This is a genomic window from Mesorhizobium sp. USDA 3734, from assembly GCF_056279665.1.
The window spans coordinates 1,970,347-1,986,442 of sequence record NZ_JBWCCW010000001.1 but is presented as its reverse complement, the minus strand read 5'-3'; the positions used below and the strand labels follow the sequence as shown (position 1 = coordinate 1,986,442).

16 protein-coding genes and 1 riboswitch are annotated in these 16,096 nt (G+C 62.0%); of the genes, 3 read left to right on the top strand and 13 right to left on the bottom strand.

Annotated elements, in window-relative coordinates:
• Positions 1–98: 98 nt before the first annotated feature.
• Both ACZ89F_RS09530 and ACZ89F_RS09525 read right to left on the bottom strand, forming a co-directional pair.
• Positions 99–707, bottom strand: a complete 609-nt coding sequence (locus tag ACZ89F_RS09530) for a YkoF family thiamine/hydroxymethylpyrimidine-binding protein (RefSeq protein WP_476091465.1) — start codon at positions 705–707, stop codon at positions 99–101.
• A riboswitch (TPP riboswitch) is annotated at positions 698–811 on the bottom strand. It overlaps the preceding gene by 10 nt.
• Positions 812–947: 136 nt before the next feature.
• Positions 948–1,868 carry a LysR family transcriptional regulator gene (locus ACZ89F_RS09525; RefSeq protein WP_476091464.1) on the bottom strand — a complete coding sequence of 307 codons (921 nt, stop codon included), beginning with the start codon at positions 1,866–1,868 and terminating at the stop codon, positions 948–950.
• A 145-nt stretch (positions 1,869–2,013) separates the two neighbouring features.
• Between ACZ89F_RS09525 and ACZ89F_RS09520 the strand changes: the two genes are divergently transcribed.
• Positions 2,014–2,751 carry an SDR family oxidoreductase gene (locus tag ACZ89F_RS09520; protein ID WP_476091463.1) on the top strand — a complete coding sequence of 246 codons (738 nt, stop codon included), beginning with the start codon at positions 2,014–2,016 and terminating at the stop codon, positions 2,749–2,751.
• A 54-nt stretch (positions 2,752–2,805) separates the two neighbouring features.
• Here the strand turns inward: ACZ89F_RS09520 and msrA are convergent, their stop codons facing one another.
• A complete protein-coding gene (gene msrA, locus ACZ89F_RS09515; protein WP_476091462.1) occupies positions 2,806–3,324 on the bottom strand; it encodes a peptide-methionine (S)-S-oxide reductase MsrA in 519 nt (172 codons plus the stop codon).
• An 83-nt stretch (positions 3,325–3,407) separates the two neighbouring features.
• The gene (locus ACZ89F_RS09510; protein WP_476091461.1) at positions 3,408–4,955 is read right to left on the bottom strand and encodes a glycosyltransferase family 39 protein; all 1,548 of its coding nucleotides are present in this window, start codon (positions 4,953–4,955) and stop codon (positions 3,408–3,410) included.
• Between the two features lie 295 nt (positions 4,956–5,250).
• Between ACZ89F_RS09510 and ACZ89F_RS09505 the strand changes: the two genes are divergently transcribed.
• Together ACZ89F_RS09505 and ACZ89F_RS09500 are read left to right on the top strand one after the other, a co-directional pair.
• Complete coding sequence (locus ACZ89F_RS09505; protein ID WP_183450632.1) at positions 5,251–5,958, top strand: hypothetical protein; 708 nt, start codon at positions 5,251–5,253, stop codon at positions 5,956–5,958.
• A 64-nt stretch (positions 5,959–6,022) separates the two neighbouring features.
• Positions 6,023–7,429: a flavin monoamine oxidase family protein gene (locus ACZ89F_RS09500; RefSeq protein WP_476091460.1), complete on the top strand. Its 1,407-nt coding sequence runs from the start codon at positions 6,023–6,025 to the stop codon at positions 7,427–7,429.
• A gap of 134 nt (positions 7,430–7,563) precedes the next feature.
• Here the strand turns inward: ACZ89F_RS09500 and ACZ89F_RS09495 are convergent, their stop codons facing one another.
• The 9 genes from ACZ89F_RS09495 to ACZ89F_RS09455 form a co-directional block, all read right to left on the bottom strand.
• On the bottom strand, positions 7,564–7,887 hold the full coding sequence (locus ACZ89F_RS09495) for a hypothetical protein (protein ID WP_476091459.1): 324 nt from the start codon (positions 7,885–7,887) through the stop codon (positions 7,564–7,566).
• Positions 7,887–8,072 carry a hypothetical protein gene (locus ACZ89F_RS09490; RefSeq protein ID WP_476091458.1) on the bottom strand — a complete coding sequence of 62 codons (186 nt, stop codon included), beginning with the start codon at positions 8,070–8,072 and terminating at the stop codon, positions 7,887–7,889. The genes ACZ89F_RS09495 and ACZ89F_RS09490 overlap by 1 nt, the downstream gene beginning before the upstream one ends.
• Positions 8,057–8,296, bottom strand: coding sequence for a hypothetical protein (locus ACZ89F_RS09485; RefSeq protein ID WP_476091457.1), 240 nt, complete (start codon positions 8,294–8,296; stop codon positions 8,057–8,059). Before ACZ89F_RS09485 ends, ACZ89F_RS09490 begins: the two co-directional genes overlap by 16 nt.
• Before the next feature lie 105 nt (positions 8,297–8,401).
• Entirely contained in the window at positions 8,402–8,626 is a 225-nt protein-coding gene (locus ACZ89F_RS09480; protein WP_476091456.1) for a hypothetical protein, read from the bottom strand.
• The gene (locus ACZ89F_RS09475; RefSeq protein ID WP_476091455.1) at positions 8,626–9,351 is read right to left on the bottom strand and encodes a glycoside hydrolase family 108 protein; all 726 of its coding nucleotides are present in this window, start codon (positions 9,349–9,351) and stop codon (positions 8,626–8,628) included. The genes ACZ89F_RS09480 and ACZ89F_RS09475 overlap by 1 nt, the downstream gene beginning before the upstream one ends.
• A 168-nt stretch (positions 9,352–9,519) precedes the next feature.
• Entirely contained in the window at positions 9,520–10,530 is a 1,011-nt protein-coding gene (locus ACZ89F_RS09470) for an EpsG family protein (RefSeq protein ID WP_476091454.1), read from the bottom strand.
• 207 nt (positions 10,531–10,737) lie between these two features.
• Positions 10,738–12,945: a hypothetical protein gene (locus ACZ89F_RS09465; protein WP_476091453.1), complete on the bottom strand. Its 2,208-nt coding sequence runs from the start codon at positions 12,943–12,945 to the stop codon at positions 10,738–10,740.
• Positions 12,942–13,544, bottom strand: a complete 603-nt coding sequence (locus ACZ89F_RS09460; RefSeq protein ID WP_476091452.1) for a hypothetical protein — start codon at positions 13,542–13,544, stop codon at positions 12,942–12,944. The genes ACZ89F_RS09465 and ACZ89F_RS09460 overlap by 4 nt, the downstream gene beginning before the upstream one ends.
• 127 nt (positions 13,545–13,671) lie before the next feature.
• Entirely contained in the window at positions 13,672–16,020 is a 2,349-nt protein-coding gene (locus tag ACZ89F_RS09455) for a hypothetical protein (protein WP_476091451.1), read from the bottom strand.
• Between the last annotated feature and the right edge of the window lie 76 nt (positions 16,021–16,096).

The window sequence follows — 16,096 nt, the reverse complement described above, 5'->3', positions numbered from 1 at the left end:
GGCACTGCCTTGGCAAGCAGGCTCGCGATCGGACGCGAAGCGACTGATGATGAGACCACGGGAGATAACCTTGACGGGCCGCGGGAGCGGCGGCAGCTTCAGACAGCCGACGGGCTGTTGGCCGAGACCGTAACGTCGAGGGTTACGTGGCCGGCGCCTGGTCCGAAGCGGCAGAAAGCCTCGTCCAACGCCGAAAAGACCGCACCGGCATCACCGCGCAATTTCGTGCAGAAATGCTTGGAACGCTCATAGACGCCGGACTGCTTGAGAAAGTCGATGCAGCCGTAGATCTCGTCCATGTGGTCGTCGGTGCCCATCACATAGAGCGAGAACTGCGCGGCCGCCGGCTGGCCGGTGGCATCGGCATTGCGCACCGCCGCGATGGCCGCATCCTTGCGCGGACCGAGTGGCCCGACAGGCCCACCAAGAGCATCGGAGCGGCAGATCGGGTCATCCGGCTCGCCCGGGCAGCCGCGCGAGATGGTGGCCGACAACACACAATGTTTGCCGCTGCGTGCCGCCGCCATGAACAGGTCGCGCATGGCGGGAAACAGCACTTCGGGCGGCCCGACCAGCAAGGTCGAGATGTCGTCGGTCTCGATCCTGAGTCGATCGCGGTAGGGATCGAGCGCGCCCAGCGCGCCAAGAATGACGCCGACGAAATCGTCGGCCATGGGATATAGGGAAATTTGTGCGCCTGAAAACATCGCCCGCCTCGCTCCGCTGGTATTACCCAGATCAGCTTCTAGGGTCTGTGGGCTTGCCGCCCCCGTCTCAGCCCCGACCGTACGGAGCACCCCTGTGGATGCGGGGGTTAAAGCACCATTCGAGCTGAAGTGAAAGCCGTTTTTTCGGCCCCCTGCACCAAAAGCATTGCGCCAGGCCTGGGCCGGCTGTCATCGAGGAAGCTGCCCGGCGCATGCTCCGCAGGGTCGACGGACAATCGGTCAACCGCCCGGCATTGCTTGCCGGCCGGCATGCGCATGCCGCAGGAAATCGACGAAGGCGCGCACCGCCGGCGGTGTATGGCGCTGCTTCTGGTAGCAGAGGAACCAGCCCGGAAACATCGCGCACCACTCATCCAGCAACGAGACCAGTTTGCCGGCGTCGATCAGCGGACGCACCAGCTCTTCCGCCCAGAAGGCAATGCCGACGCCCTGCACCGCGGCCGCAATTGCCATGCCGCGGCTGGAGACAACCAGCGGACCGTTGACCGCGACCGAGAACCATTGGCCATCCCTGGCGAATTCCCATGTGTAGAGGCCGGCGCTGCCCGGCCGGCGCCAGTTGATGCAGCGGTGCTGGAGCAGATCCGCGGGTGCTGATGGCGATCCGTGACGGGCAATGTAGTCCGGCGAAGCCACCGCGAGTTGGCGTTGCGTACCGCCAAGCGGCGCGGCAACCATGTCGGCTTCGAGAAATTCACCAAGTCTGACGCTGACATCATAGCCGGCCCCGACAATGTCGATGGCGGCATCGTCGATCGTCACATCGAGCACGATGTCCGGCCATGTCTCATAGAAACGACCGAGCACCGGCTCCAGATAGGTGGCGGCAGCGACACTGGGCATATGGACGCGCAAGATGCCGGCCGGCATGTCACGCAAGGCGGCGGCATCGCCGACCGCCGCCTCCATCTCGGCCATGGCCGGGGCGAAGCGCGCATGCAGGCGCGCACCGGCTTCGGTCAGCGAGAGACTGCGGGTCGTGCGGTTGAGCAGGCGCAGACCAAGCCGCGCTTCGAGCTGGCGGATCGTCTGGCTGAGCGTCGATGCCGAAATCCGGAGATCTTCCGCGGCACGAGCAAAATTGCCATGCGCGACGACAGTGGCAAAGGCCTTCAGCTCCGCATAGTCGCTTCCGCGCATTATGCCATATTCTCCAATGAGTATGATGGAATTCTATCCCATTTTCCGCAAGACGTCTGCTGCCTAGCTTGAGGACATGTCTCGAACGTCGCCGATCAGCGGCCTCGAGCGCATCTGAATCTCCCTCTGAACAGGAGCAACGAGCATGCCGAAACTCAACGGAAAAATCGCCCTGGTGACCGGCGCCTCCTCCGGCATCGGGAGGGCAACCGCACTTGCGCTGGCGGCGCAAGGCGCGGTCGTTGCCATTGCGGCACGGCGCAGGCAGCGGCTTGACGATCTGGCCAAGCGCATCCGCGAGGCTGGCGGCGAGGTGCTCGTGATCGAGGCCGACATCACCGACGAGGAGCAGGCAACCGCCATGGTCAGTCGCGTGCTGGAAAGCCATGGCCGACTGGACATGCTGTGCAATGTCGCCGGCGTCGGCGTCGCCGCCCCCTTCCAGAACACCACCACCAGCGAATACCGGGCGATGGTCGATATCAACATTCTGGGTTTGCTCTATACGGTCAACGCAGCGCTGCCGGCGATGAAACGGCAGGGTTCAGGCCACATCGTCATCGTCTCGTCGGGCACCGGCCGCTACATCCACCCTTCGGTCGTCTATTCCGGCACCAAGCATGCGGCCAGCGCCATGGCTGAATCGCTGCGCCGCGAACTCGGCAAGGATGGCATCCGCGTCACCGTGATCGAGCCGGGCGCGGTCAGGACCGAGTTCACCGCCAACATGCGCCATGACGTGCGCCTGGCGGTAGAGCAAAGACTGGGCGACATGGAGCAGCTGGAGAGCGAGGACATCGCCGCAGCCATGCTCTACGCGGTGTCGCAACCGCCAAGGGTCAACGTCAACATCCTGACGCTCTACCCCACGCAGCAGGCATGATCTGGGATAATCGGCAAGGCACAGGATCGGGGCTTGGCCCCGATCCTGTGAACCCTACGAAACCGCCCTCTCGCGGACCGGCAGCTTCCAGCCTGGCCTGACGAAGTGGCAGGTGTAGCCGTTGGGGTATTTCTCCAGATAGTCCTGATGCTCAGGCTCGGCTTCCCAGAAGGGACCGGCCGGCGCGACTTCGGTGACGACCTTGCCTGGCCACAGACCCGAGGCATCGACATCGGCGATGGTGTCCTCGGCGAGGCGCTTCTGTTCGTCGCTGGTGTAATAGATCGCCGAGCGATAGCTCATCCCGACATCGTTGCCTTGCCGGTTGCGGGTCGTCGGATCATGGATCTGGAAAAACCGCTCCAGCAGCGTGCGATAGCTTATGACGGCCGGATCGAAATTGATCTCGATGGCTTCGGCATGGCTGCCATGGTTGCGATAGGTGGCGTTGGCCACGTCGCCGCCGCTGTAGCCGACACGGGTGGAGATGACGCCGGGATAGCGCCGTATCAAATCCTGCATCCCCCAGAAGCAGCCACCGGCAAGGACTGCGCGTTCGGTCGAAGTCGCCATATCACGTCTCCTCAAAAGCAAGTTGGATCTCCTCATAAATGGGCATTGTCACCTGCTTCGTCCAGCGGGCCGGCGGATCTGCTTCAGTTGCTCGGCCGGGCGAGGCTCGCGATCACACTCGGCAACTGCGGCGCGCCGGGCGGAACGGCGGCAAAGCTGATTGCCACCGGCGGTGCCTTGAGCGACCAGTCGAAAAGAACTGTTTTGACCGGGATGTTGCCCAGCCACGCCTGCAGATAGGGTGGTACCTCGTGCCCAGGCCAGACCAGAAGTATGCCGTGGTCGCGCAGCCGCTGACTAGTGATCCAGGGGGCGAGCCGCATGTCGAGTTCGGTGAAGATCGACGGCTTGTCATAGGCGTTGAGGCCCGCCAGCAACGCCATACGGGTATCGCCGCCGACGATGTCGAGCCGACCGGGCACCGCCGCGTGCCAGACCACCTCGGCCTCATCCGAGATCTGTCGCGCCGGCCAGCACACGGCGTCCATACGCCCGCGCAAATTGCAGCTCGTCCAGCGGATGCCCGCATAGGCACCGGACATGCCGATGATGCAGGCGAACGCGCAGATCGCCAGCCGTCGCATCTCGATGGCGCCGAGCCGATGGCCCAGCAAGGCAAGCGCCACAACGCCGACTAGATTGTACATCGGTGCGCCCCATGCCTCGCCGGCTCCGGTGAACAGCGAAGCCACCATGACAAGGGCCGCCGAACCGAGCCCCATCCACACGACATAGACCAGCGTGCCGCGCTCGACGGGCTCTTCCGGCGCAGGCGAGCGCCGCAACAGGCCCGAAATCGCCAGCACCAGGAGAAAGCCGCAGAGCCCGGCCATCTGGACGCCGATATAGTAGAGGCGGGAGCGGTGGGCCAGAACCCATTCATCGCGGCCGGCGACATAGGTCAGCGGCAGGAAATCGATGCGGTAGAGCTGGACGGCCAGCGGCGCGGCGACGGCAATGAAAACCGCAAGCCCGAGCCACGGCCAGGGCGTGGCGAGCCGACTGCGTGCCCGTGTGTCCGACAACAGCCAGATCGCGCCGAAGAGCAACAGCAGCCCGGTGGAAAACTTGGCATAGAGCCCGACACCCGACGCCAATCCGAGCGCCAGCCACCAGCCCGGCCCGCCACCACGACTTCCACGCCACAGCAGCCAGCAGATAGCGGCCCAGAAGGGCATCTGCGCATAGTCATGATTGAATTGCGGGGTGGGCCAGCCGAAGAAATAGAGCGACGGCATCAAAAGCACGGCGGCCAGCGCGCGGGTTCTCCCGAGCATGTCGCGGGCCAGCAGGTAGACGATGATGAAGGTCGCCGAGACGACGAGCTGGGCAAGCAGATATTGCGGCCAGCGGAACGATCCGGTCAGAAGATGGCTGGTCTCGAGCAGCCAACCAGGAAGCTGCGGATGCTTGTAGGTCAACAGCACCCATTCGCGGCCCCACATGAAGCCCTCGACGACATCGCCGGGCGGGGCGGCGTCGACAAGCGCCGGCACCACGGTCCAGCACAGGATCTGCGTCAGGCATAACAGTGCCAGAACAGCCTCCGGATATCGGGTCAGATGCGACCAGATCGCCGACCGGCGCCAGTCGCCTGGAACAGAGCTGCCGACCGGCAGCCAGCCGTTCATGGGTTCATCGATTCGCGTCATGCGGTGGATAAATCACACCGGACGGTTTTTCGAACAGCCCAGAACTCAAAGCTTACAAAAATGTATACTTGGGCGACCATTGCAAAACCAAGATTGAGGCAGAATTTCACCTCACGATGCTGCCTCTCCCCTCACATGCAAGCAAGACGACAATGAAAAGCGCCCTGCGACACTTCGAACGTGCCGGGCAGGCGCATTGGTCGTGATCGGGGCAGGCGTCGTTAGGCCTGACCAGATCCTCGCCACCCCCACCAACAAGCATCCAGGATTCAAAATGCGCCATCACCATGCCGTTATCCACTACCGTGCGCTAGACTTCTGGATGGCGCGCGCGGCCGTTCTGGTCATCATCTGCCTGCAGCTTCTGGTCATCAACAACCTCTCATTCGGGCCGCGCTGGCTGGCGCCGGCGCTGGAGGCCGCCCTGCTGCTGCCCTTGTCGGTGGCCACGGCCTGGACACAGGCCGCCACCCGAAAGGCGGTCGAGGATCACGAGTGGCATGCGATCGGCCAGTTTCGCATCATGATCCGCAGAACCGCTTTGACAATGACCGCCATCATCAGCGTCATGAATTGCGGTTCGCTGGTCTTGCTGGTGCGCGCCTTGCTGGAGGGCCATGCCGGCAACAGCGGCACGACACTGCTGATCGACGCGCTCAACATCTGGGTCACCAACGTCATCGTCTTTGCCTTGTGGTTCTGGAGCACCGACCGTGGCGGGCCGCCGACCTGCGGCCTCGTCAAGCTCGCGCAGGCCGATTTCCTGTTCGCGCAGATGACCCTGAACGATCGTGAGCTTCGCGATTGGCTGCCCGGCTTCGTCGACTATTTCTTCCTCGCCTTCACCAATGCAACAGCGTTTTCGCCCACCGATACCTTGCCACTCTCCCAACGCGCCAAGCTGCTGATGATGGCCGAGGCCATGATATCGCTGCTGACCATCGCGCTGGTCGCGGCGCGCGCGGTCAACATCCTGGCTTGAGACTTGCCAAGCCGGATCATTGAGGCAAAGCTCGCTGGGGCGGAACTTTGGGCGCGGGGGCCAGGTGGAAACGGATGTTGCTATCGTCGGCGCCGGCATTGCCGGGCTGTACGCAGCCTGGCGGCTTGCCATGGCGGGCGGCAAACGGATTCATCTGTTCGAGGCCTCGGACCGGCTTGGCGGCCGGATCCATACGCTCCACCCCGCGCCCGGCCTGACGGTCGAGCTTGGCGCGCAATCGATCCGCGACGACCATGGTCTGCTGTTGCGGTTGCTGCGGCATCTGGACGTAGCCACCACTGGTGTTCAGAACGAAAGCCAAGGGCTGGTGCACCTGCGGGGCCGAACCCGATCGCTTGGCGAAATCCGCAAGGCGCGCTGGCGGCGCCCCTTCGCCTATGACGTCGCCGTCGGCCTTCAGCGTGGCGGCCCTGCCCGGCTGCTGCAAACGGCACGGCAAAGGTCCGCAAACGTGAAAGCACCCGCCATGGCCCTCGGCCAGCGCCTGTCGCAATTGCTGAGCGCCGAGGAGATGGCCTATCTGTTGGATCGTTCCGGCTACGGCTTCTGGACAGCACCCGTCGACGCCGAGGCCGTGCTGCACTGGGCGGCGCAAAATCTCTTCCGGGGCGGACACCAACTGTTCGAGCTTCCCGGCGGAATGTCCGGCCTGGTCGACGCACTGGCGGTGGCGGTCCGCGGCCTGGGCGTGGAGATTATCACCGGCTGCCGTCTGGTCGGCTTGGACCATGACGTCGGCGGCATGGTGACGCTTGGCTTCGGACCCGGCCGGCAGGCGGTTCGCGCCCACAAGGTGATCCTGGCACTTCCCAAAGCGGCCATCCTTGAGATCGACGGCTTCAACCAGATCGGCACTGTCCGGACACTGCTTGGCGCTGTCGACGCCTGGCCTGTCGTGACTTCAGCCATTCTCTATCCTGACTGCTGGTGGACGCCGATCGGGTTCCGCTCTTCTGTCGCAGTGACCGATCTGCCGCTTGGTGTGGTCAGGCATTTCGGCGCCGAGGGCTGGCGAAACCACCAGGGCATGGGCGCGCTTGCCATGTTTGCCGACGGCGCACGCGGCGCCTTCTGGCGCGAGACCTTCGCGCCCCTGCCAAACGGCGAGTGGCTGGCACCCGGCCATCTCGCCGCGGCGAAAATCCAGCGCATGGTAGCAGTGATGTATGGGCAGAAACTCGGTCGCGAGTCGCCCGCCCCGGTGAAGGTGATGATCCGCGACTGGATGGCCGCGCCATTTGGCGGCGCTTTCCACCTGTGGGCGGCGAGCAGCAAGCCGGACGAGGCAGCGAAGCTGGCCCTGCAGCCGGTCGCTGACACGCCGATCCATATCTGCGGCGAGGCATGGTCGTCCAGGCAGGCGTGGATAGAGGGCGCGCTGGAAACGGCGGAAAGCGTGCTCTGTCGCCATTTTCAGCTGCCGGCGTTTCTCGACCAGCCCACGCCGTAGGCAATGCCGGCCGTCACGCCGGTGCCGAAACGCAAAAATAGCCCGCCCCGGCGAACCGGAGCGGGCTATGACGAAAGTGTCTCGGGAATTCTATCAAGCAGTCGCTAGCAAACAACACCAACCGGCGCCAATAGCTACTCGTCTGGCACCGACTTGAACCGCCTCACGACAAACTCGAACAGCATGTCCGAAATCCACATGGCGCAGACGCCGATCAGGAAGGCGGCGGCCAGCGTGGTGGTGTCGTCAGCCGGGTCAGGCATCGGCAGGCCGGTTATCCTGGCGTAGGACACCGCCGGCAGCGTCAAATAGGCCGCGGCAAGCGCGCCGCAGATCGGCGAGGCCACCATTTCGCGCAACTTGTAGCGATGCCGCGACAGCGCACGCAGAACGCCGCCGGCAAGGCCGGCGGCGACAACCGGCCCCTTGATACCGAGCAGGTCGAAAAGATCGTGCATCACGGCCTCCATCCACAAAGCGTCTGGCCCTTTTCGTTGTGCGCCAGGATCGCAGCCACCGACGCATCGGAAAGGGTCGCAACCTCTGCCTTTGTCGGCCGGATGGGATGCCCGGCTGCGCAGAACGACCCGCCTGATGTGGTGCAGCCGGCCAGCGTGAGCGAGAGCGCTATGATTTTGACCATCTGGCCAGCCTCCCCCGGTTGTCGTCCGGCGTCCGGCCGGCGACGGCGTCGTCGATCTTCTGGGCTTCGGTCACAGCAGCAGCATCTTTCACAGCCTGCTTGTCCCGCTCTCGTTTTGCGCCTCGCAGATTGCCCCACCCCGCCGCAACGACGGTGGCGATGGCACCAAGAGCCGCGATGGCTATCCCTGCATGCTCGAGCAGAAAGGCGATGAGCGCGGTCATAGATGCCTCACTATGATGCAAACGGACATACCAATCGAAAAGCCGATGCAATATGGCTTGACCACTTCAAGCCAAGCGACGACGAGTTGTTGGAGACCTTCCATCTTACTTCTCCTCTGCCGGCGGCGGCGGCGCGACCATGCCGCGCGGGCCGTCGCGAACGGCGTTGATGATGATCTTGGCGAGGGCGACAGCGCCGCTGATCTGAAGCGCGGTGCGGTCGCTGACCCCGAACAGCGTCCAGTCGAAGCCGGCCAGGGCGCCGCCGCAGATGATCGCGATCAGCGTGTTGAGAAGATTGTGCAACGCGTTGGTGTTGAACCATGCCATCAGAAGAGGCTCCCGAAAAACCCGGTGAAGTGATGCCAGAAGGCTGCGAGCGCTCCGGCCATGAGAACGAGGATGCCGGCCGCGGCAGCCGTCGTGCCGCCGGATGGCGGTGCCGGCGGCATGGGCTGGACCGCCGGCGCCCCACCAGAAGGCGTTTCGACCTTGGGCGGCGCCGGGACAGGCGCCGGCGTGGCCACCGATGCCACCGGTCGTTGCGCCGACATCAGCAAGGCCTGAACCCGCACCGACCTGACGCGATCGGACCAGCCTCGGCCAAAGGTTTTCCATGTCGGCAACCGTTGGAGAAACGCCAGCCGCGCATCGCAAAGCGCATCGATGACGATGCCGGCCTGCCTTGCCTTGACCTCGGCAAGGGTCGCCGGTCCGATCCGGCCATCCCGGGCAACGCCCACGGCCGCCTGCAAATAGTTCGCCGCTCGGCCAGGCCCGCTGTTCACCGCGAAATCGAACACGGCATAGTCGACACCATCGGGCAGCTCGGCGCCGAGCACTGCGTCCCAGTAGAATCGGCGGTAGATCGCGGCGATCTGCGCGTCGCTGATCCCGCGCAGATCCGCCTTTGTCGCGTCAGCCTTCACATAGCGACGGAAATTGGCAAGCGTCACCCCCTTCATGGTGGCGCCGCCGGGATCGGCCGGATTGTCCGACCACCCGCCTTCCGATTTGAGAACAAGCGCAAGCGCCCGCGCGAAATTGCGGTCCATGGTGATGGTTCCTTTGAAAATTGTTCGGAAGGGCCGATGGGGAATTGCACGGTCGAGATGCGCGCAAAACCGCGCGCGCGATACATCAGTCGATGCGCAGAGCCATGCTCATGCGATGATCAAGGCTAGGCAGAAGACTGCGCGAGAACCGAGCACGCCGTGGATGAGTTAAGCGCCTTGCCAGCGGCTGGACGAGCGAGTTTCAGTACGCGGATCGGTGTGCCGAAAAAAACGGCGCGGCGCGGTTATACGAGCATACAGCGTCACGAGCACCACCGGGAGCAAAAGCATGGGCATCATGGCGACCCGGTTATAGTAAGGTAGTCCGCTCGCCAGCATGTAGATAACGGTCATGAGGATACAATATTTTCCCAAGCGCTCATCCGACTTCTTTGCCGCCCTCTTGATCAAAAAGATACTGGCGACGCACTGGGCTAGCGAATAGGCAAAAAACAAAGACTTAAACCCTACTCGATAATTCATAAACATGTCTGAAGAGTACTTAGTGTATAAACCGGCCTGCGCCAAAATCGGGGTTATTATTATATTGGAAATACCAGATATGAAATTTGTAATGTAACCCACAAAAATTAAAGCAACTACACCAACTATCAATTTTCCAGAGCGAGGAAGAAAACCTGCCAATACATAGATCGAAACAAATAGAGAAGCGCTGTAGTGGCTAAAGATTGCCAAAGCAGCAAATAATATTGCTCGATATTTCTTGCCGCCATTGAACGCTAGGAAGAACGCGAGAATGAAGATAAGCGAAAACCCTTGACGCAACGTGTTTTGGCCCAGTTGCTCGAACCATGGCAGCATGATCAGGCCGACAGTCGATATCGCACCAAGCACTACGCTATCGCTTTGTCTGACCGAGTAAAGATAGTAGACCGAAACCATGACCATGCTGTTGGCTAGCATGCTGTCAGAGATCGAAAACCCCAGGTTGGCGTATATCCAATGCATGGCGATGAACACGGGCTCGTGCGCCACAGCCGTCATATAGACTAGGAACGTTGCCCTGGTCGCATAGGCGAAATCTCTCGAGTAGGCGACGATATCACCTTCCAAAGCATACGAGACATAATTCGCATAGTCGGTTCGAGAAGCCGCGAAGATGAGCACCGGGGCTAGAAAGAACAACGTGGGGAGCCAGAGTTGGCGAATGGGCCGCATTCGAACGCCTCTTTGATTCTTGGCGACATGTGCAATAGCACCTTCATTATTGTCATGCGAAACGCAAATGCTGACGCTCTCCAATAAAGTTGCCGACTGGCGCCACGTGGGCTCACTAGACATGGTCCTCATTTTTCGTGGTGAGCGCGACTCACGCTGCCCGCTGATCAACGTTAAAAGCACCTCCGATGCTGTCCCGATAGGGGCTCAAAACTCAATGAACTCAACTGTCACGCCAAGCCCCGTCAGAGCCCTGCCTGTACCGGCTGAGTTCGAGTTGACGAATATGATGTCGCCCGGCTCCAGGTCAGCGCCAGCCGAGTTGGCAGTAACAGCGCCGTCGCGCATGACGAACGCAGTCAGCCCTGTTGCGCTGGTATCAATGGTCGACACGTTTGCCGAAGCACCTGCCCGGAGGCGTCGCAAGATCAGGTTCCGGTAATTGGCCGCATCAGCGGTCGCATCGGCAGTCACTTGGTAGCTGGCTCGAACAATCCGGCCACGGCGACGCGCTACGAACATGCTCTTGTTTATCAACCCGGTTGCAGTGTAATCGCCAAGTTGAGCGGCGATGCTTTCGCCGAATATATACTTCTGCGCGTCACCTTGTAGTGTAACCGTTCCCCTAACATGATTGTTTTTCCCCCATCTAAGAGAATACGGATAAAGCAGATATTCCCACTTCACCGCGCCGCCAAATGGCCGCCAAACTACAGTGCCATCGGCGATCCGATGATCCGTCCCAGCCGGACCACCTGCAACCGCCGAAGTGCCTGCCGTCATACAGATGAAATACGCGCCATCGTTCGATCGCACTGCATCCACAGCGTAAACCGTCGACGCCGCCCACACGGCAATCGATGCCGAGCCGTCATCTGTGACAGAAAGCGCCGTTCCGGTTGGCCCGCCGCTGCTGGCTGATTTCCCCTCCGCTGTCGCGCGATAGAAATTCCCGCCATTGGTAACAATAGCGTTGCGCTTGTAGATCGTGTCACCAGCCCAGGCCGCTACGGCGGTGCTGTCGCCATTCAGCACCACATTACCGCCGATATCGCACTCGTCAACGGAAGCGCGCCCGGCGCGAGTGGCGAGCCCCGTGATTGTTAGATCCGTAAGTGTGCCACCAAGCGTGTTGTTCCCCCGCGTGATCAGCCGACGAACCTTTGCCTGTGAAGGTGCCGAAATATTCAGGCCGCCTTTGTCAGATGCCTCGATGCGCAGTCCGTCGATATCGACGTCGAGATCAGACCAACCGATCTGATCGGCATTCGACGCGGCCGAAATACAGTTCACGGCGTGGTTGAAGCCGCATTGCGCCCGGTAGGAGGTAATGTCTTTGAGCTTAAGGCTGAGCGCCTCGCGAATATCGAAGTAGCCGTGATCGTCGAGCACAATGTTCTGCAGGGTAATGTCCTGCACCGGGGCCGCTCCGGCATGATTCCCTGCCGACCAATCCCACCCGATGTAGAAAGCCGGAATGGCCGCTGAGCCGACCGCCGAGCCGGAGATATTTGATAAAAGGATGCGTTTCCCGACCTGGAAATTCCTGACAATCGTGCCTGCGACATATTCCGCAAAGGTATCGGGCGTCGTCGTCTTGTAGTTTACGGTGACGATGTTTCCGGTGTTGTTGACTGAAAAATCGCCGATCGAAGCGTCGACTTGGTCGTTGACGTCGATGCACTGGTTCACGCGCGAGGTCGACTTGAACACTCCATTGCGGATGACGACACGTTGGCTGGCGCCGTCAAGATCGATCGCTTCCGAGAAATCTTCGAAAAGGAAATTCGTCATCACGAAGCCGTCGACATAGCGAACATTGAAGCCGCCCGTCACCTTCTGGTGACGATGTCCATCGACCTGCACATTCTTGCTGTTCTGGATGTGGGCGTAGTAGCCACGCCGGCTGCCGCTGGAACCACCCTTGGTATCAAGAAACCTCAGTCCGTCGACGCCGACCGCATAGACAAAGCGCTGGTTGCCGTTCGTGGCATCGGTATTATTTTCAGGATCGAAGGTAACACCATCAAACGTGATGTTCTTCCGGGTGCCGACGGTCATGTTCTTGTCAGTCGAGAAGACCGGCTGGACATCCGCCGCGATAACACTGGCCCGGCTCACGCCGTGCAACACCGCCTCATGGCCACTGAAAGTAACGTTGTCCGCAGTCAGCGCAACCGCACGATAGACATTCACCGAAGGGAAATTGCCGAAGGTGAAAGGCGAGACCGAACCTGGCACCATTTTGTAAGAACCGGCTGGCAGCCTGACCCCGCCCAGCGCCAGGTCGTGCGCCGCCTGCACGGCTGGCGCATCGTCATTGTAGTTATTCTTGCGAGCGCCTTTCTGTGAAGCAAGAGGCGTGTCTGCCAACGAATACCCCGCCAGCGTCGCGCCATCGCTCAGCGTAATCACCAGATCCCCAGCCGTGGTCCCGTTCTTCCGATAAACCGCGCCGCTGCCCGACACCTGATAGCTGTCGTAGAATGCGGTGCGTATGTCGGGGCGATGGCTGGCGAGAACGCCTGGGCGGCAGCAAGCGTGGCGAATTGCGGATCGATCACCGTTGTCATGGCCTCGGCCGCGACATTGGCCGCGGCCTGGGCCTGGTCGATGATGTCTTGCGTGGCGTCCCGGATATCCCCGACGATGTCGTCGGACTGGTAGAAGCTGAGGAGGATGTCGCTGGTTCCAACGACAGGGTTCAGCGTCTGGAATGCAAAGACAAAGTCGGCCGAGACGGCGCCCTGCTGGACATGCACCGTCGTCCCCTTCTGCATGGTTCGCCCGCTGCGGGCGTCGGCGGCGCGGGACCATCGGCCTTGGCTCGCCGTGTAAATGCCGTTCTGCGTCGGGTTGGCCTGGTCCTTGACCAGCACGCGGTCACCCACCTCCGTCGCCACCCCGTCAATGGTCTGGAGGCCGGAGAGCGCAATGCTGGTGGTTGTCGCCAGGCGAACAGGTTCGCGCTCGCCGGTCAGAAGACGAACGGCGGCGGCTGAAGATCGGGCCATGCTGGCTTGCTCCATGAAAAGGCCCCGCGAAAGCGAAGCTGAAAGAGATTTTGGTCTTGAGATGCAGGGAGCCCGTCCCTCGGGCCTGCCGATCAGCCGGCAGGCGGCGTCGAACCTCTCCGGAAAATCAAACCTCCTGAAGCCGCACAACTGCGTTCCAGCCATAGGTCTTTGCCGTGACGCCGGTAACGGTCACCTCAATTCCGGAAGCTCCGGCGGCGACGGACGCGTCGAGCGATGCGGCGTCGGTTGCATATTCGCCGATCACCGTTTTGGTGATCGCACCTTCGACCGCCAGGGTTCCGCCCGTGTTGCGGATCACGCCGGCGAACACATAGCCGGCGCTGGTCGACGATGAGCCATCCGTGCGGCGAGCGGCGACATCGACGGTGAATTTGGCGCCTTGCCCTGGCCTGATCGGAACAAAGCTGTTTCCGGCTTCGAAGACCATGAGAACGGGCGTTGCGTCCAGCGTCGATTTATAGCCCTTGAAAAGGTCGCCGCCGCGGTTTCCTTCAACCAGCGCGATGTGCGATCCGTCATCGGTTGGCTTGCCCGTCGCCGTGCCGGAGTAGATGTTGTCCCGCACCTCGACGCTGGGCGAGGATCCGCTGACTTTCACGTCGTTGACGACGCTGCCGGTCGTCGCCTTGAAAAGGCCACCCGTCGCCCTCTGCCGTTCGCTCGATAGTGTCGACAGGGCGACATAGGACGATCGCGCATCCGCAATGCTGGCATGGGTTTGCGACATGTCGCCGTTCAATCGAACGCCAATGGACGCAGCCGCGCCGCCCATGTCGACAAGCGTGTCGGCCGACACGTTGGTTTCATCCGCCGCGCTGAAGACGCCGTAGGCATTGGCCTGGGTGAACCCAAAGATGCGGCCGGCGCCAATCCTGACGCCGCGTGAAATCTGTTGCCCGGCCGGGGTTTCGATATAGATGCCCTGATGCGTCGCCTGGATGTCGAAGGACAGCAGGCGAAGATCTTCGATATGATGGCCGGTGCCGGCGCGAATGCCCTGCTGGACGCCTTCGGTCACCAGGCTGCGCACTTCGACATCCTTGGCTCCTCGCAGCACCAGACCGTAGAGGCCATCCCTGGACTTGGCGCTGATGCGAAGGCGTTTGTACTTCAACACCGACCCGGCGGGCACAACGCTGCGGGTAAAGGCGACGGCGGCGCCAAGCTGAACGCCGCCAAGCTGCGTCCAGTCGATATCCACCTCGATATCGCTCACCGGCCAGTCGTCGTCGCTCTCCGCATCGAAACCATTCAAATAGGCGCTCACGCGAGCACGGCGGACAAATACGTGACTTGTGCCGGAAACATCATCGTTGATCGTAACGATGTTGCGCGCTGCGTCGCCCCTGGCGTCGTCGATGTAGACCCAGCTGGAATCGGCAATGCGGTAGTGGTCGCCTTGCGTACCGGTGATCGTGCCATGCTCGATCGTGGCGCCGGAAATGCCGCTGATGTTGAAGACGCCAAAGCCGTTCGCAGCCGCGACGTGATCCCAGGCGCCGTTGACCTTTGGCGCGATGATGCGGTTATCGCCCTTCAGGTTGAAAAGGTGCGTGGCGTCCTCGGTGCGCTGCAAAAGCGCTTTGTCGTCGAACTCGACCGTCAGCCCCTGCGGAATGTCGATATTGCCGGCCAGCGAGAATATGCCGGCCGGAATGATCAGCCTGCCCTGCCCGGCGGCAGTAATGGCGTTGACGATCGCGGTCCTGTTGTTGCCGGCTGCCGTGTCGGCGCCCGCCGCGCGAATGTTGATCTCCTTCGATCTCGGTGCGTTGATGATGTCGAAGCCGGCTCTCGCTCCACCTTGCAGCGTGATCGCCAGACCGCCCCCACCGGCCAAGGTGGTGCCATTCTTCCTGTAGAGGGCTTGGCCGTCGCCGACCTGCGAATAGCCGGCAGTCCTGATATAATCCGGCGCAATTGCCGGTGAGTATGCCTCGGCCGTCGCCTTGGTCGCGAATTGCGGATCGAGCACGGTTGTCATAGCGCCCGTCGCCACATCCGCGGCCGCCTGGGCCTGGTCGATGATGCCTTGCGCGGCTGCCTGGATGTCCCCGACGGTATCGTCGGACTGGTAGAACGACAGCACGATGTCGTCGGCACCGATCACGGGGTTCAACGTCTGGAAGGCAAAGACGAAATCCGCCGAAACCGTGCCCTCCTGGACATGCACCGTCGTCCCCTTCTGCATCGTGCGTCCCGCTCGCGCATCGGCGGCGCGGTACCAGTAGCCTTCCGAGGCCGTATAGATGCCGTTCAGCCTGGCATCCGCCTGGTCCTTGACCAGCACCCGGTCGCCGGTCGCGGTCTGGAGGCCGTCGACCACCTTGAGGCCCTCGATCCAGGCAACGCCGTCGATGACGATCGTCTCCAGGTTCACCGTCGTCGCCAGGCGCACGGGTTCGCGCTCGCCGGTCAACAGGCGAACGGCGGCGGTTGCGGGTCGGGCCATGAGGCTTGCTCCATGAAAAAAGCCCCGCGAAGGCAAGGCTGTGAAAATTGCGGTTCAATTACAGGTCGGCCGGCCC